The 16109-nt window shown below is 69.4% G+C and carries 8 protein-coding genes; 6 read left to right on the top strand and 2 right to left on the bottom strand.

Annotated elements, in window-relative coordinates:
* Positions 1-91: 91 nt before the first annotated feature.
* From LK540_RS04980 to LK540_RS04965, 4 genes are all read left to right on the top strand, one after another.
* A complete protein-coding gene (locus tag LK540_RS04980) occupies positions 92-8839 on the top strand; it encodes a GH36-type glycosyl hydrolase domain-containing protein (protein WP_229435951.1) in 8748 nt (2915 codons plus the stop codon).
* Positions 8806-9690 (top strand): outer envelope protein, encoded by an 885-nt coding sequence (locus LK540_RS04975; RefSeq protein WP_374041326.1) that lies wholly within the window; start codon positions 8806-8808, stop codon positions 9688-9690. Before LK540_RS04980 ends, LK540_RS04975 begins: the two co-directional genes overlap by 34 nt.
* Before the next feature lie 128 nt (positions 9691-9818).
* Entirely contained in the window at positions 9819-10889 is a 1071-nt protein-coding gene (locus LK540_RS04970) for a sugar-transfer associated ATP-grasp domain-containing protein (RefSeq protein WP_229435950.1), read from the top strand.
* Positions 10890-11022: 133 nt separating this feature from the next.
* Positions 11023-12663, top strand: coding sequence for a CehA/McbA family metallohydrolase (locus LK540_RS04965; RefSeq protein ID WP_229435949.1), 1641 nt, complete (start codon positions 11023-11025; stop codon positions 12661-12663).
* Between the two features lie 260 nt (positions 12664-12923).
* Here LK540_RS04965 and bfr read toward each other — a convergent pair whose 3' ends face one another.
* Together bfr and LK540_RS04955 are read right to left on the bottom strand one after the other, a co-directional pair.
* Positions 12924-13394, bottom strand: coding sequence for a bacterioferritin (gene bfr, locus LK540_RS04960; protein ID WP_229435948.1), 471 nt, complete (start codon positions 13392-13394; stop codon positions 12924-12926).
* Positions 13395-13491: 97 nt separating this feature from the next.
* Positions 13492-13704, bottom strand: a complete 213-nt coding sequence (locus tag LK540_RS04955; protein WP_229435947.1) for a bacterioferritin-associated ferredoxin — start codon at positions 13702-13704, stop codon at positions 13492-13494.
* A gap of 263 nt (positions 13705-13967) precedes the next feature.
* Between LK540_RS04955 and LK540_RS04950 the strand changes: the two genes are divergently transcribed.
* Entirely contained in the window at positions 13968-14225 is a 258-nt protein-coding gene (locus LK540_RS04950) for a FeoA family protein (RefSeq protein ID WP_229435946.1), read from the top strand.
* A gap of 3 nt (positions 14226-14228) precedes the next feature.
* The gene (locus tag LK540_RS04945; RefSeq protein ID WP_229435945.1) at positions 14229-16109 is read left to right on the top strand and encodes a ferrous iron transporter B; all 1881 of its coding nucleotides are present in this window, start codon (positions 14229-14231) and stop codon (positions 16107-16109) included.

The following is a 16109-nucleotide window of genomic DNA, read 5'->3' as shown; positions in this document are numbered from 1 at the left end:
AGATGTTCTTCTAGCATGCCTTGACACGTGCGCCGCCCGTCGGGTCTTCGGACTCGGCGGGCGGCGTCCATATTCGTATTCGAGGCTACTGTTGACCGAAGAACCGCATCTCCCTCCCGGCGCCGGGCGCACGGGGCGTGACCCTGTCCGCGCGCACGCCAGCGCCGACGAGGCGCCCCTGCGCGCGGAGCTGTTCGGCGCGGCGCAGATGGCGGTGCACGGGCGCCAGCTCGCCGCGCGCCATGAGCTGTCGCAGGAAGACACGCCGGACCGCCTTCTGGTGCGCCTGGCCGCGAACGCCGCCGTCATCGCCCAGGCCGGCGCCGCCCTGGCGCGCGCCGTTAGGTCCGGCGAAGCGCTGGCGCCCGGCGCCGCCTGCCTGCTCGACCATCTTTACCTGGTCGACGAACACGTGCGCGCAGCGCGGCATTGGCTGCCGCCGGCGAGCAGCCGCGCCCTGCCGCGCCTGGCCGGCGGCGCGCCGCGCGTCTACCAGCTGGCGCTGGAGATCGTGTCGCATGGCGACGGCCGGCTGGAACAGGAAAGCCTGGCGCGCTTCGTCGCGGCCTACCAGGAAGGCGCGCCCCTGGCGCTCGACGAGCTGTGGGCGATGCCGGTGATGCTGCGCCTGGCATTGGTCGACAACCTGCGCCGCATCGCCGCGCGCCTGGACCGCCAGCGCGTGCAGCGCGCGCTGGCCGGGGGCTGGGCCGAGCGCATGATCGCCACCGCCGGCCAGCGTCCCGGCGACCTGGTCCTGCTGGTGGCCGACATGGCGCGCGCCGTGCAGATGGATGCGGCCTTTGTCGCCGAATTCACGCGCCGCCTGCAGGGCCAGGGCGGCGCCCTGGCGCAGGTGATCGACTGGACCGGCGCGCGCCTGGCCGACGAAGGCTCGGGCATCGAGGCCCAGCTGCGGATCGATGACGCCGGCCAGGCCGCCGACGGCGCATCGGTTGCGAACAGCGTCGCCAGCCTGCGCCTGGTGGCCGCCATCGACTGGGGCGAATTCGTCGAGACCATGAGCGCGGTCGAGCACACGCTGCGCCTCGACCCTTGCGGCGCCTATGGCCGCATGGACGCCGCCACGCGCGAGCACTACCGCCAGGCGGTGGCGCGTTTGGCGCGTCAGTCCCTGCACAGCGAAACCGAGGTGGCGGCCGAGGCCCTGGCCCTGGCCCTGGCCGGCGCCGGGGCTGACGGCGAGGCCGGCGGTAAGGCTCGCAGTGAAGCTCGCTTTGAAACTGATACTGAGACCGATGGCGAGCTTGATCGCGACACGCGCCGGCGCCACGTCGGCCATTACCTCGTCGGCGACGGCCAGCCGGCCCTGCGCGCCCGGCTGCGCATGCGCGCCGGCGTGCTGCCCACCTTGCGCCAGGCGGCGCGGCGCCGGCCGCTGCTGTCCTGGCTGGGCGCGGTCGGCGCCTTCACGCTGCTGTTCACGGCCTCGCTGCTGGTGCACGCCTACCTCGACGGCGCCGGCATGCCGCTGCTGCTGGCGCTGGCCGTGCTGTCCGTCTTCGGCGCCAGCCAGCTGGCGCTGGTCCTGGTCAACCTGATGACGGCGCGCCTGGTGCGTCCGCAGCCGCTGCCGCGCATGGATGCCGGCGCCGGCATCCCGCCCGATGCACAGACCCTGGTGGTGGTGCCGGCGCTGCTCGACAGCGAGGACAAGATCGCCGCCCTGTGCGCCGGCCTGGAAGTGCGCTACCTGGCCAACCCCGACCCGCAGCTGCGCTTCTGCCTGCTCGCCGATGCCGCCGATGCGCCGAGCGAAACCATGTTCGAGGATGCCGGCCTGGCCGGGCAGGCGCGCGCCGCCATCGCCGCCCTGAACGCACGCTATGGCGCCGCTGCCGACGCCGTTGCAGATAAGCGTACTCCCTTCCTGCTGCTGCAACGCGCACGCAGTTGGAGCGAGGGGGAGGGCGCCTGGATCGGGCGCGAGCGCAAGCGCGGCGCGCTGGCCGACCTGCATGCCCTGCTGCGCGGCGGCGCGCGCGCACCCTTCGCCGTGATCGAAGGCGACACCGGCGGCCTGGCCGCGGTGCGCTACGTGATCCTGCTCGACCCCGCGACCCAGCTGCCGCGCGACGCCGCGCGCCAGCTGGTGGCTGCCATGGCGCACCCGTTGAACCGGCCGCTGCTCGATGCCGGCGGCAGCCGCGTGATTGCCGGCCACGGCCTGCTGCAGCCGCGCGTGACGCCTGCGCTGCCGGCCGCCGACGCCTCGCGCTACGAGCGCCTGCATGGCGGCGCGCCAGGCGCCGACGCCGGCGCGCGCAGCGCATCCGACATCTACCAGGACCTGTTCGGCGCGGGCGACTGGAGCGGCCAGGGCATCTACGAGGTCGACACCTGGGAGCGCGTGCTGGGCAGCGCGCTGCCGGCAGGACGGGTGCTGTCGCACGAGCTGCTGGCGGGCTGCTACCTGCGCGCCGGCCTGGCCGGCGAAGTAGAGGTGCACGAAACCTGCCCGGCGCGCTACAGCGACGACGTCGGCCGCCGCCACCGCTGGATGCGCGGCGACTGGCAACTGGCCGGCTGGCTGCGCGCGCGCGTGCCGGCCCCAGGCGGCAAGCGCCTGCCGAACCCCTTGCCGCCGCTGGCGCGCTGGAAGCTGTTCGACCGGCTGCGCCGCAGCCTGGTGGCGCCGACCCTGGCCGCCACCCTGGTGCTGTGCTGGTCGCTGCTGCCCGAGCCCGCATTCTGGAGCGCGGCGGCGCTGGCCGTGTTCTTCCTGCCGGCCTTCCTCGGCATGTTCATCGCCTGGGGCGACCGGCCGCACGACATGCTGTGGCGCCAGCACCTGGCCAACTGGTGGCGCGGCGCGCGCAATGCGCTCAGCCACGCGGTGATGCGCACCGCCTTCCTGCCGCACGAAGCCTGGTACAGCCTGGATGCGATCGGGCGCAGCGGCTGGCGCATGCTGGTCTCGCGGCGCCGGCTGCTGGAATGGAAGGCCCCCAGCCTGGCGCGCTCCAGCCTCGACCTGGAGGCGAACTGGCGCAACATGTGGTTCGCCCCGGCGCTGGCGGTGGGCACCGCGCTGCTGCTGACCTTTGCCCATCCGTTCGCGCTGTTCGCCGCGGCGCCCTTGCTGCTGCTGTGGTTCCTGTCGCCGGTCCTGGCCTGGTGGGTCAGCCTGCCCGCCGTGCGCCGCACGCCTCGCCTGGCGGAGGCGCAGACCCTGTTCCTGGCCCGGCTCGCGCGCCGCACCTGGAGCTTCTTCGAAACCCAGGCCGGCCCGCAGCACAACTGGCTGCCGCCCGACAGCCTGCAGGAACACCCGCACACGATGGTGGCGCCGCGTACCTCGCCAGGCGCCATCGGCCTCGGGCTGCTGGCCAGCCTGGCGGCCTGGGACTTCGGCTTCATTCCGGCCTCGGCCTTGCTGGCGCGGGTGCGCGCCTGTTTCGACAGCATGGCGCTGCTCGAACGCCACCGCGGCCATTTCTACGACGGGTACGACACGCGCACCCTGGCGCCGCTGCAGCCGGCCTACATCTCGACGGAGCAAAGCGGCAGCCTGGCCGGCCACCTGCTGACCCTGGCCGTGGGCCTGGAACAGCTGGCCGACCAGCCGATCGCCGGCGTGCGCCTTCTCGCCGGCGCACGCGCCACGCTGCAGGTGATCGAGGACATGCCGCAGGCGCAGGCTGCATGCGGCGCGGCGCTGGCGGCCTGCCGCACGGCGCTCGGCCCTGCAGGCTGCCGCAACGCCGACACCCTGCCGGGCCTGGCCGATTGCCTGGGCGCCGCCGCCGGCGCCACCGCGGCGCTGTGCGCGGCCCTGCCTGAAGATGCCGACCCGCTCCTGCGCACCTGGTGCGAACGCCTGGACGGCGAGTGCCGCGCGGCCCAGGCCGACCTGCTGGCGCTGGCGCCGTGGATGCGCGCGGTGCACGAATACGTGCTCGACGCCAGCCTGACGCGCATCCCGACGCTGCGCGAACTGGCCGCTTTCACGCAGCCCGCCGCTGGTGGCGATTCTGCACGTGCATTGGCAGCCCTGGTGGAAGAAGGCGTGGCCGCGGCGCGCGCACGGCTGGACGAGATCGCCGCGCTGGCGGGCCAGGCGCGCGTGTTCGGCGCCATGGACTTCGGCTTCCTGTACCGGCGCAACCTGGGCCTGCTGGCAAGCGGCTACCACGTCGCCGAGGAGCGCCTGGACAGCGAAAGTCATGCGCTGCTGGCGTCCGAGGCGCGCCTGGCCAGCTTCCTCGGCATCGCCGGGGGCCAGCTGCCGCAGTCGCACTGGCAAGCGCTGGGCCGCCCGCTGGCCTTTGTCGGCAGGGAGCAGTTGCTGCTGTCCTGGCACGGCGGGCTGGACGAGTACCTGGCGCCGCTGCTGGTCATGCCCTCCTGGGACGGCACCCTGCTCGAGCGCAGCTGCCGCGCGGCGGTACGGGTCCAGGCCGAGCAGGCGCGCCGCTACGGCCTGCCCTGGGGGATGGCCGCATCCGGCTGCCACGCCGTCGACGCCGCGCTGCACTACGAGCACCGCGCCTTTGGCGCGCCGGGTATGGGCCTGCGCCGCGGCCTGGACGAAGACCTGGTGGCGGCGCCCTACGCGGCGATGCTGGGCCTGATGGTGGAGCCGGAGGCGGCATGCGCCAACCTGGAACGCCTGGCGCAGCTGGGCTGCCTGGGCGAATACGGTTTCTACGAGGCGCTCGACTGCACCACGGCCCGCCTGCCGCGCGGCCGGCGCCAGGCCGTGGTGCGCGCCTTTACGGCGCGGCACCAGGGCATGGGCCTGCTGGCGCTGTCCTGCCTGCTGCACGGCGGCCCGATGCGGCAGCGCTTCGCGGCCGACCCGCGCTGCCGGGCGGCGCTGCCGCTGCTGCAGGAGCGCGTACCCGCAAGCGGCGCCTTCAGGGCGGCCAGCCACGAGACCGGCGCCGTGCGCACGCCGCCGCCGGCCCGTTCGCTCACGCGTCCGGGCGCGGCCCTGCCGCAGGTGCAGCTGCTGTCGAACGGGCGCTACCACGCGCTCGTGACGGGCGACGGCGCCGGCCGGCAGCGCTGGCACGATTGCGACCTGACGCAATGGCGTGCCGATGCGGCGGGCGAGGAGGGCGGCCTGGTCTGCTATCTGCGCGATGCGGATAGCGGCGCGGTCTGGACCGATGCCTGGCGGCCGGCGCTGGCCGAACCCGAGCAGTACGAGGCCGTCTTCGCGCAAGAGAGCGTGATGCTGCGCCGGCGCGACCACGGCATCGAACTCTCAGCCGAAATCGCGGTGGCGCCGGAAGACGACGTCATGCTGCGCCGCCTGCGCATCCGCAACGTCTCCGGCCGGGCGCGCACGATCGAGCTGACGAGCTACGCGGAGGTGGCGCTGGCGCCGGCCGCGGCCGATGCTGCAGCCGCCCCGGTCTTCGTGCAGAGCGAGATCCTGGCCGATCACGGCGCCATCCTGTGCACGCGCCGTCCGCGCGAAGAGGGCGAGCAAACGCCCTGGCTGCTGCACCTGATGCGGACCGACGGCGGCGCCGGCGCCTCCTTCGAGACCAGCCGCGCCGATTTTCTTGGACCCGGCGCCGGCCACGGGCTGCCAGCCGCCGTGCTTGCCGGCGGCGCCCTCGGCGGCCATGCCGGCTTCGTGCCCGAGCCGGCCGTCGCGATCCGGCGCGTGCTGGCGCTGGCGCCTGGCGAAGAAGCCACGGCCGACCTGGTGCTGGGCGCCGCCGGGACACGCGAGGCTGCCCTGCGCCTGGTGGAGACCTACCGCGAGCGCGATGCGGCCGACGCCGTTCCTGACCTGGCCTGGACCTGGAACCAGGCCCGGCTGCGCCAGCTCGACGCCAGCGAAGCCGAGGCCGAGCTGTATGCGCGCCTGGCCGGCTTCCTGCTGTATCCACAGCGGCTGTATCCGCAGCGCGCGCTGCGCGCCGGGCCGGCCATCGCCCCCAATGGAGCAAGCCGCGCAGCATTGCAGCGCTGCGGCATCGCCGGTGCGCATCCCCTGGTCCTGGCCAGCATCGGGGACGCGGCGAATCTGGACCTTGCTTACCAGCTGCTGCAGGCCCATGCCTGGTGGCGCCTGAAAGGCCTGCAGGCCGACCTCGTGCTCTGGCTGGACGGCACGGATGAGGCCTTGCACGACCAGGCCAGGAACCTGGTGGCGTCGCGTGTCGATGCGCAGGCAATCGGTTGCCCCGGCGGCGTGTACGTGTTCGCGGTCGGCCAGCTGGCGCCGGAAGAACTGGCGGCGCTGCAGGCGGCGGCCAGCGTCGTGCTAAAGGACGGCGGCGGCAGCCTGCGCGACCAGCTGCGCCGCGCGGAGACGGTCAGGACCACGCTGCCGCCCGCCCTGCAACCCGACCCGCATCCCGATGCCTGGAGCGTGCGCACACCGCAGCCACAGGGGGTACATGAGCAGCCACTGCTGCTGGACAACGGCATCGGCGGCTTCAGCGCCGACGGCCGCGAATACTGGATCCGCACCGGGCCGGGCCAGCATACGCCGGCGCCGTGGACGAACGTGCTGGCGAACCAGCACTTCGGCTCGGTGGTGTCGGAAAGCGGGGCTGCCTGCACCTGGCGCACCGATGCGCCGGCCTTGCAACTCACGCCCCGGCATACGGACCCGCTGCGTGGCGCCGCCGGCGAAGCCTTTTACCTGCGTGACGAGCACAGCGGCGTGTTCTGGTCGCCCACCGCCTTGCCCGCGCCGTCCGGCGGCGCGTACACCACGCGCCACGGTTTCGGCTACAGCGTCTTCGAGCACACGGCGCAGGGCATCCATTCCGAACTCACCAGCTTCGTGCCGCTCGACGCGCCGCTCAAGTACAGCGTGTTCAGGTTGCGCAACGACAGCAGCGTGCCACGCCGCCTGTCGCTGACCGGCTATGTCGAATGGGCGCCCGGCGCATCCCGCGTGCAGGTGCTGACCGGGCGCGACGAGGCCAGCGGCGCCCTGTTCGCCCAGGATGCCGACAGCCCTGGCGCCGCCTTCTTCCACCTCGATGCCGGCAACGCCGCCTTTACCTGCGACCGCATCGAGTTCATCGGCCGCGGGCGCAACCCGATGCGGCCGGCAGCCATGATGCGTGCCGGCCTGTCCGGGGCGCTTGGCGCCGGCCTCGACCCCTGCGCCGCCCTGCAGGCCGTGTTCGAGCTGCAGCCGGGCGAGCAGAAGGAACTGGTGTTCATGCTCGGCGCCGGCGCCGGCGTTCACAGCGTGGGCGAACTCGTGCAGCGGCACCGCGGCGTGGCGGCGGCTGGCGCGGCCCTGGACAAGCTGCGCGAGCACTGGTGCACGACCCTGGGCGTGCTGCGCATCGCCACGCCCGACCCGGCGCTCGACGTGCTCGTCAACGGCTGGCTGCCCTACCAGCTGATCGCCGGCCGCATGGGGGCGGGCAGCCAGGAGGGCCAGGGTTTCACGGGTTTCAGTGCGGGGCTGCAGGATGCAATGGCGCTGGTCCAGGTTCGTCCGCAACTGCTGCGCGAACAGCTGTTGCTGGCGGCGGCGCACCAGTTCGCCGAGGGCGACGTCCAGCACTGGTGGCAGCCGCCAGGCCTGCGCGGCGCGCGCACGCGCTGCTCGAGCGACTCCCTCTGGCTGCCGCTGGCCGCCTGCCGCTACGTTGCCGCCAGCGGCGACATGGCCGTGCTGGACGAATCCATCCCCTGGCTGGAAGGCCCGGCCCTGCAGGACGCAGAAGCATCGTATGTCGGCACGCCCGCGCAGTCGGACGGCCAGGACAGCCTGTACCAACACTGCGCTCGCGCGATCCGCCATGCCCTGCGCTTCGGCGCCCACGGCCTGCCGCTGATCGGCAGCGGCGACTGGAACGAGGGCCTGGACCGCGTCGGCGCGGCGGGCGCGGGCGAGAGCGTCTGGCTCGGGTTCTTCATGGCCGAGGTGCTGGCGCGCTTCGCCGAACTGGCCGAGCGCCGCGCCGACTTCGGCTTCGCCACCACCTGCCGCGCGGCGGGCCAGGTGCTGGCCGGCCGGCTCGAGGAGCACGGCTGGGACGGCGAATGGTACCGGCGCGGCTATTTCGACGACGGCGCGCCGCTCGGCTCGCACGGCAACGCGGAAGGCCGCATCGACGCGGCCACCCAGGGCTGGGCCGTGCTGTCCGGCGTGGCGGGCGAGGAACGGGCGGCGCGCGGCATGGCGGCGCTGGACGCCCACCTGGTGCAGGACGGCCTGGTGCGCCTGCTGGACCCGCCTTTCGACGGGGCCGGCCCCGACCCCGGCGCCATCCGCGCCTGGCCGCCCGGCATGGGCGAGAACGGCGGCCAGTCGAACCAGGCCGCGGCCTGGGCCGCGATGGCCTTTGCACGCCTGGGGCAGGGCGAGCGCGCCTGGGCACTGCTGGACATGATCAATCCGCTGAAGCGGACCCGGACCCGCGAAGATGCGGACCGCTACCGGCTCGCGCCGTATGTCGCGGCAGGCAGCGTCGCCGCCGCCGCGCCGCATATCGGACGCGCCAGCGGGAGCTGGTACACTGGCTCGGCTGGCTGGATGTACCGGCTGATCGTCGAATCGCTGCTCGGCATCGAATGCGACCATGCGCATCGGCGCGGGCGCAAGACCGGGCAAGCCGGCGATCAGTTGGTGCTGGCGCCGCAGCTGCCTTGCGGTTGGCCGGGCTTCCGCATGGAATACCGCTACCGCAGTACCGTGTACGAGATCGAGGTGCGCTTCGCCGAGGCGGGCGCGCTGCTGGTCGATGGCCGGGAACGCGAAGGCAACGTGCTGGACCTGGCCGACGACGGCCAGCGCCACCGCGTCGAGCTGCTGGTGCCGCGCCGGCACGGGCCCGCCATGGCGGCGGCATGCGAACCAACCCAATCGAAGTCCATCACATGAAGAAGACCACGCTGGCGGCCGGCGCCGCCATCCTGCTGTCCGGCGGCGCCGTCCAGGCCGCCGACTGGAGCGACACGGCCATCAGCTGGCGCTACGGCACCCGCTTCGCCGAGCCCTACAACCCGGAACACATCAAGAAGCACATCTTCGCGCTGACCCATGCCAGCGGCTACAAATACGGCAGCAACTACTTCAACGTCGACCTGCTGCAGTCCGACAAGACCGACCCGGCCTCGCTCGGCCAGTCCGAAGGCGCCCAGGAAGCCTACGTGGTCTACCGCCACACGCTGGATATCGGCGCCCTGCGCGGCAGCGAGCTGCGCTACGGCCCGGTGAAGGGCGTCGGCGTCACCTTCGGCTTCGACTGGAACACCAAGAACGACGTCGGCTACAACTCGCGCAAGCGCATGCTGGTGGCCGGGCCGACGCTGATGTGGGACGTGCCGGGTTTTCTCACCACCAGCATCCTGCTGCTGAAGGAATCGAATGCGCCGAGCGGCGCCTTCCCGCCGATCTCGAACGTGAACGGGCGCTACACCTACGACACCCACGCCATGCTGAACGCGAGCTGGGGCATTCCGGTGGCCGAGCGCCTGTCGTTCGAGGGTTACCTGAACTTCATCGCGGCCAAGGGGCGTGACGAGGTCGGCAACGGCACCGGCGCCGAAACCAATCTCGACATGACGCTGATGTACGACGCCGGCGCCCACTTCGGCCAGCCGAAAAACCGCTTCCGCGTCGGCCTCGAGTACCAGTTCTGGAACAACAAGTTCGGGAATACGCGTGCCACCACGGGCGGCGCCGGCCAGCGCGCCAGCACGCCGATGGTGCGCGCGGAATACCACTTCTGACACCATTTCCGATGCCTCCCGGCGCCGCGCCGGTGTGTAACGGACGAGCATTGCATATCGGAATCGCATAATATAATGGCAATTCCGGTTGGCATCTTTTGCGCCGGCCCCGACACACTGGACTGAGCATGCAAGTCATCAACGATATACGCCGCGCCTGGGCGCAACTGAGCGCCGGAAAGGCGGACCAGCCTTACCTGCCGTTCTGGCGCCAGCTGGCCGAGATGGCCTACCTGTTTTTCGTGCGCCGTATCGGCCCCGGCTATTACCTGCAGGCGCGCTGGTGGCGTACGGCGGTGCCGTTTGCCGACAAACGGGCCCACATGAACAAGAACGAGTACAACGAGTTCATCGACCGCTGGAACCGCCGCCCTTACCAGAAGAGCTCGCAACACAAGGTGATCGAAAAGGCGATCCTGCAACTGGTCGGCGTGCCGACCCCGGAATTCATCGGCTTCATCCACCCGCAGCGTGGAGCCCGTGCCGATGGGACCGCCCTGCGCAGCCTGGCTGACCTCGACGCCCTGTGCCGCGGCCTGGTGGGCCGGAAGATCTGCTTCAAGCTGGTGGAAGGCTATGGCGGCGCCGGCTTTTTTGCCTTCCAGGTCGAGGAGCGGGCAGGGCAGCCGGTGTTCGTGCACCCGTTTACGGGCGCGGTGACGACCCTGGCCGAATGGTGGCAGGCGGCCGGCGGCAACCGCGACGGCTACATCGTCGAGCATTACCTGCCCCAGCATCCGGTGCTGGCGGCGATCCACCCGAATTCTCTGAATACCCTGCGCATCTGGCTGTACCAGGCGCGCGGCGAGTGCCGCATCGCCGGTGCCTTCCTGCGCGTCGGGCGCAAGGGCAGCCTGGTCGACAACACCAGCAGCGGCGGCATCTTCTGCCCGGTCGATCTCGCCACCGGCACGCTGACCCATGCGGCGAATGCCAAGAATCCGCTCGACACGATGGACGTGCACCCGGACACCGGCGGCCGGATCAGCGGCGTGCAGCTGCCTTACTGGCGCGAGTGCCAGGACGTGGCGATGCGCGCGCTGCAGGCTTTCCCGCACGTGAACGTGGCCGGCGTGGACGTGGCGATCGGCGTCGATGGGCCGCGTATGATCGAGCTGAACGTGCGGCCGGACCAGATCGGCTGCGCCAGGATCAACCTGCCGTTGAAACAGGTGGATCGCTGGATGAGCGCGGCCTGATTAGCTTCTGTATATAGCCCACGAGCTATTGTTCAGGTGACATTGTCCTTTTATCAAAAAGTTTGGAATAAGTAGCAAGGGTTTCTGTTGCCAGCGCAAGAGGGAATGGTGATGCAATTGCAAAAATTGCATCATGAAAACCTCTCTCTTTCCCCTCTCTCTGGTCGCCCTGTCCATCCTGTCGGGCTGCGCTTCGGCGCTGCCCGTGCTCGACGAACACAGCGAATTCGAAGCCACCCTGCATGCGCCGTATCGCGCCCCGGATTCAGGCCGAACGGATGCGCGCACCTTCACGCTCGCCTTCGATTACCCGAATGCCCAGCAACCGCAACTGGTCGACTGGCAGCTGGAGCTGATCGCGCCGAGCGGCCTGGTGGTGCGCCGCTGGCAGGGCCAGACGAAGCTGGCCAATAACCCGGTGTCGGTGCAGGTGCCCTGGTCGGGCCTGGACGCCGGCAAGCTCGCCGCCGGTCTCTACCAGGTGCGCCTGCGCGCCGGCAGCCGCGATGCCGGCAGCACGGCGCCGTCCGCTGACGTGCATGAACAGGGCTGGCAGATCGAAGTCGGCCCGGCGCAAACGCCCAGCACGCCGCGCTTTGCGCCGCTGCCCATCGGCCGCACGCTGGGCGCCGCACCGGCGCTCGATGCCTTGCCCTACACCGTCTATCTCGGCAACCTGCACAGCCAGACCAATCACAGCGACGGTGGCGCAGCCCTGGATAGCTGCAAGGGGGCGCAGGAACCCTTGAAGGCGCCCTACGGTCCCGAGGCTGCCTACGCCTACGCGCACAAGCACGGGCTGGACATCCTGATGACGTCCGAGCACAACCACATGTATGACGGCTCGGCCGGCACCGGCAAGGATGCCGACGCCTCCGTCCCCGGCGCGCTCTATCGCAAGGGGCTGGAGGCCGCAGCAAGCTACAACGCGGCCCATCCGGACTTCCTGGCACTGTATGGCATGGAATGGGGCGTGATCGACAAGGGCGGCCACATCAACATCTTCAACAGCGACCAGTTGCTGGGCTGGGAAAAGAACGGCAAAGGTGAATTGCTGGCCGATGTGCTCACGCCGCGCAGCGATTACCCGGCCCTGTACACCCTGATGCGCGAGCGCGGCTGGATCGGGCAATTCAATCATCCGTCGTCCAGCGGCCAGTTCATGGCCGGCGGCGCCGCGCTCGGCTACACGGCGGACGGCGACGAGGCGATGGCGCTGTGCGAGGTGGTCAACAGCACGGCTTTTTCGGTCAACGACAAGGAAGGCGAAACCCGGCGCAGCAATTTCGAAGGGGCCTGCAACAAGCTGTTGGAAGCGGGCTTTCACGTCGCCTTCAGCACCAACCAGGACAACCACTGCGCCAACTGGGGCACGGCTTCCGGCAACCGCACCGGGGTCTTGATTCCGAACGGCGTGGCCCTGGGCCGCGACAGTTTCATCGATGCGTTGAAGGCGCGGCGGGTGTTTGCGACCATGGACAAGGGGTCGCAACTGGTCTTGAGCGCGAACGGGCACCTGATGGGCGAGCGCTTCAGCAACAGCGGTCCGTTGACGCTGGTGGCGAATTTCGCCAGTGTCACCGGCAAGCGGGTGGCGGCGGTGGCGATCATGGAAGGCGTGCCGGGGCGGGGCGGGGTGGTGACGCAGTTGTCGAGCGAGGCGACCACGACCTTCACGCCGGCGCCGGGTGCGCATTTTTACTATGCGAAGGTGACGCAGGCCGATGGCAATGTGCTGTGGTCGGCGCCGGTGTGGGTGACGCAGGAGCCGTAGCCCGGGACGGTGACCGTAGGGTGGGCACTCCGTGCCCACGCGGAAGCATGCGTCACGGCTGCTCTCTTCGATGCGCATCATGTGATCGGACGCCAACGCCCGCACAAGCGTTGCGTTAGCGCGTCGTTCCGCGTGGGCACAGAGTGCCCACCGTACGGTTGGAGCCAATGACTCCGGACTGGCTGCGAGTTATTCGAGGCCGGCTGCACAAACAAAAACGGCGAGCCCGCAGGCCCGCCGTTTGTATATGCCGATAAAGCTTACTCGCCCATCTGGCTCTGCAGGTAGTTCTGAATACCGACCTTGACGATCAAATCGAGCTGGGTTTCCAGCCACTCGATGTGTTCCTCGGTGTCTTCCAGGATCATCAGCAGCAAGTCGCGCGACACGTAGTCGGCGGCGGCTTCGCAGGCGGCGATGCCTTCCTTGACGGTGATCTGGGCGCCGCGCTCGAGCTTCAGGTCGCATTCCAGCATTTCCTGGGTCGATTCGCCGATCAGAATCTTGTGCAGGGCTTGCAGGTTCGGCAGGCCGTCGAGCATCAGGATGCGGTCGATCAGCTTGTCGGCGTGCTTCATTTCGCCGATCGATTCGTCGTACTCTTTCTTGCCGAGCTTGGTGAAGCCCCAGTGACGGTACATCCGCGCGTGCAGGAAGTACTGGTTGATGGCCGTGAGTTCGTTGGTCAGCTGCGCGTTGAGCAGCCGAATGACGTTGGGATCGCCCTTCATGATGGTGTGCCTTGTTCTGGTGGAGGTTGCCGCCATCATAGCAAAGGGCGCGACGGCGCGTGCCGGAAAAACCGGCACGGTCGGAGACGGGCGACGCTCAGGCCAGCTGGGCCGGGCGGAAACTCAGTTCGGTAACGGTCGTCTTGCTGTCGATGTGTTCGTTCAGGACTTCGCGGGCATAGCTCACGCATTTGCCACAGCAGGTGCCCAGGCCCAACTCCTGGCGCAGCTCGGCCACGGAGGTGATGCCGAGGTCGATGGCCTGGCGGATTTCACGGTCGGAGATGTTGTTGCAGACACAGACGATCATCGAATGCTTCCTTAACGCCGGGATAACGTTGCTTGATAATTAATGAGAATCGTTCTCATTCGTGTTGTATTCTGCTGAAACTCGGCCACGAACGCAAGCGGATTTGTTGTGTGTGGGTCCCTTAAATAGAAATAATTCGCATTTAGGTTTATGATGCTAGTATCTGTCTCATCAGCGCTACACGGATTGCGTCGCATCAGTAATCAATCGACCACTGAACCGCACCATGAGCGCGCATTGGCACTACTTCAACGGAACCCGCCATGACTCTCAATCCCACCCTGACCACGCTCGACGCACTGAAAGTCGGGCAAAGTGCTACCGTGATCCACCTCGCGCCCACCGCGCAGGGCGGCGCCGACGTGCCGCGCCGCCTGATGGAGCTGGGCTTCGTGCCGGGCGAGCGCATCCGCATGCTCAAGCGCGGCCTGCCGGGCGGCCCGGTGGCGGTCAAGGTCGGCGAATCGACCTTCGCATTGCGTAAATTCGAGGCCGCACTCGTATCAATTCAGCCGGAATAATCGATGGGTGTCATGGAACAACAGGTGGCGACGCGTGCGCCCCTGATCGCATTGCTTGGTAATCCGAACTGCGGCAAGACTGCCCTGTTCAACCGTCTCACCGGCTCGCGCCAGAAGGTCGCCAACTACGCCGGCGTCACCATCGAACGCAAGGAAGGCCACTTCACGTCGCCCAAGGGCCACGCCATGCGCGTGCTCGACCTGCCGGGCGCCTACAGCCTCACCGCCCAGACCCCGGACGAAGCGATCACGCGCGACGTGGTCGCCGGCCTGCGCGCCGGCGAAAAGTCGCCGGACATCGTGGTCTGCGTGGTCAACGCCACCAATCTGCGCCTGAACCTGCGCCTGGTGCTGGAAATCCAGCGCCTCGGCCTGCCGATGGTGCTGGCCCTGAACATGGTCGACGTCGCGAAGAAGCGCGGCATCGAGATCGACAGCGAACGCTTGTCGAAAGAGCTCGGCATGCCGGTGGTCGAAACCGTGGCCATCCAGGCCGGCGGCGAACGCGCCCTGGTCGAGCTGCTCGACAAGGCGGACCTCGACCTCAACGTCAAGCCGCAGCCGCTGGCCGCCATCGACGCCGTGCCGGTCGAGCAGACCCAGCGCGAAGTGCGCCGCATCGTCGAGGCCAGCACGAGCTATGCCCACGACAAGGGCAATTTGTCGGAAAAGATCGACAACGTGGTGCTGCATCCGGCGCTTGGTCCGGTGCTGCTGGCGGCGCTGATGTTCATCATCTTCCAGGCCGTGTTCAGCTGGGCCGAAGCGCCGATGGACTTCATCGAAAGCAGCGTCGGCGCCATCGGCGAATTCGTCGGCTCGGTGCTGGCCGAGGGCCCGTTGCACAGCCTGATCGTGGACGGCATCATCGCCGGCGTCGGCGGCGTGCTGGTGTTCCTGCCGCAGATTCTGATCCTGTTCTTCTTCATCCTGATCCTGGAAGACATCGGCTACCTGCCGCGCGCCGCCTTCTTGCTGGACCGGATGATGGGCGGCGTGGGACTCTCGGGCCGCGCCTTCATTCCGCTGCTGTCGTCGTTCGCCTGTGCGATTCCCGGCGTGATGGCGGCGCGCACCATCCAGAACCCGCGCGACCGCCTGGTGACGATCATGATCGCGCCCTTGATGACGTGTTCCGCGCGCCTGCCGGTGTACGCGCTGATCATCGCCGCCTTCATCCCCGAGCGCGAGGTCGGCATCTTCAACCTGCAGGGCCTGGTGCTGTTCGCGCTGTACGTGATGGGCATCGTCAGCGCCATGGGCGTGGCCTGGTACATGAAGCGCCGCAGCGGCAGCGGCCAGCATCCGCTGATGATGGAACTGCCCGCTTACCACTGGCCGCACCTGCGTTCGCTGGCGCTGGGCCTGTGGGAACGCGCGGTGATCTTCCTGATGCGCGTCGGTACCCTGATCCTGACGCTGACGATCCTGCTCTGGTTCCTGTCGAGCTTCCCGGGCGCCCCGGAAGGCGCAACGCAGCCGCCGATCTACTACAGCGTGGCCGGCATGCTGGGCCGCGCGCTGGAGTTCATCTTTGCGCCGATCGGCTTCGGCTGGCAGATCTGCATCGCCCTGGTGCCGGGCATGGCCGCCCGCGAAGTGGCGGTCGGTGCGCTCGGTACCGTGTATGCGCTGTCCGAATCCGGCGACGACGTGGCCAACACCCTCGGCCCGCTGATCGCCGGTTCGTGGTCGATGGCCACCGCGCTGTCGCTGCTGGCCTGGTACGTGTACGCGCCGCAGTGCCTGGCGACGCTGTCCACCGTGCGCCGCGAAACCGGCAGCGCAAAATATGCCTGGATGATGGCGGGCTACATGTTCGGCCTGGCCTACGTGGCCTCGTTCATCACCTACCGCGTCGCGCTGGCGCTGGGCGGCGGCTGA

Origin of the sequence: Massilia sp. IC2-278, from assembly GCF_020708045.1 — a bacterium.
Lineage (GTDB): Bacteria > Pseudomonadota > Gammaproteobacteria > Burkholderiales > Burkholderiaceae_D > Telluria.
The sequence above is the reverse complement of the archived record's forward strand: the minus strand, read 5'-3'. Positions and strand labels throughout refer to the sequence as shown.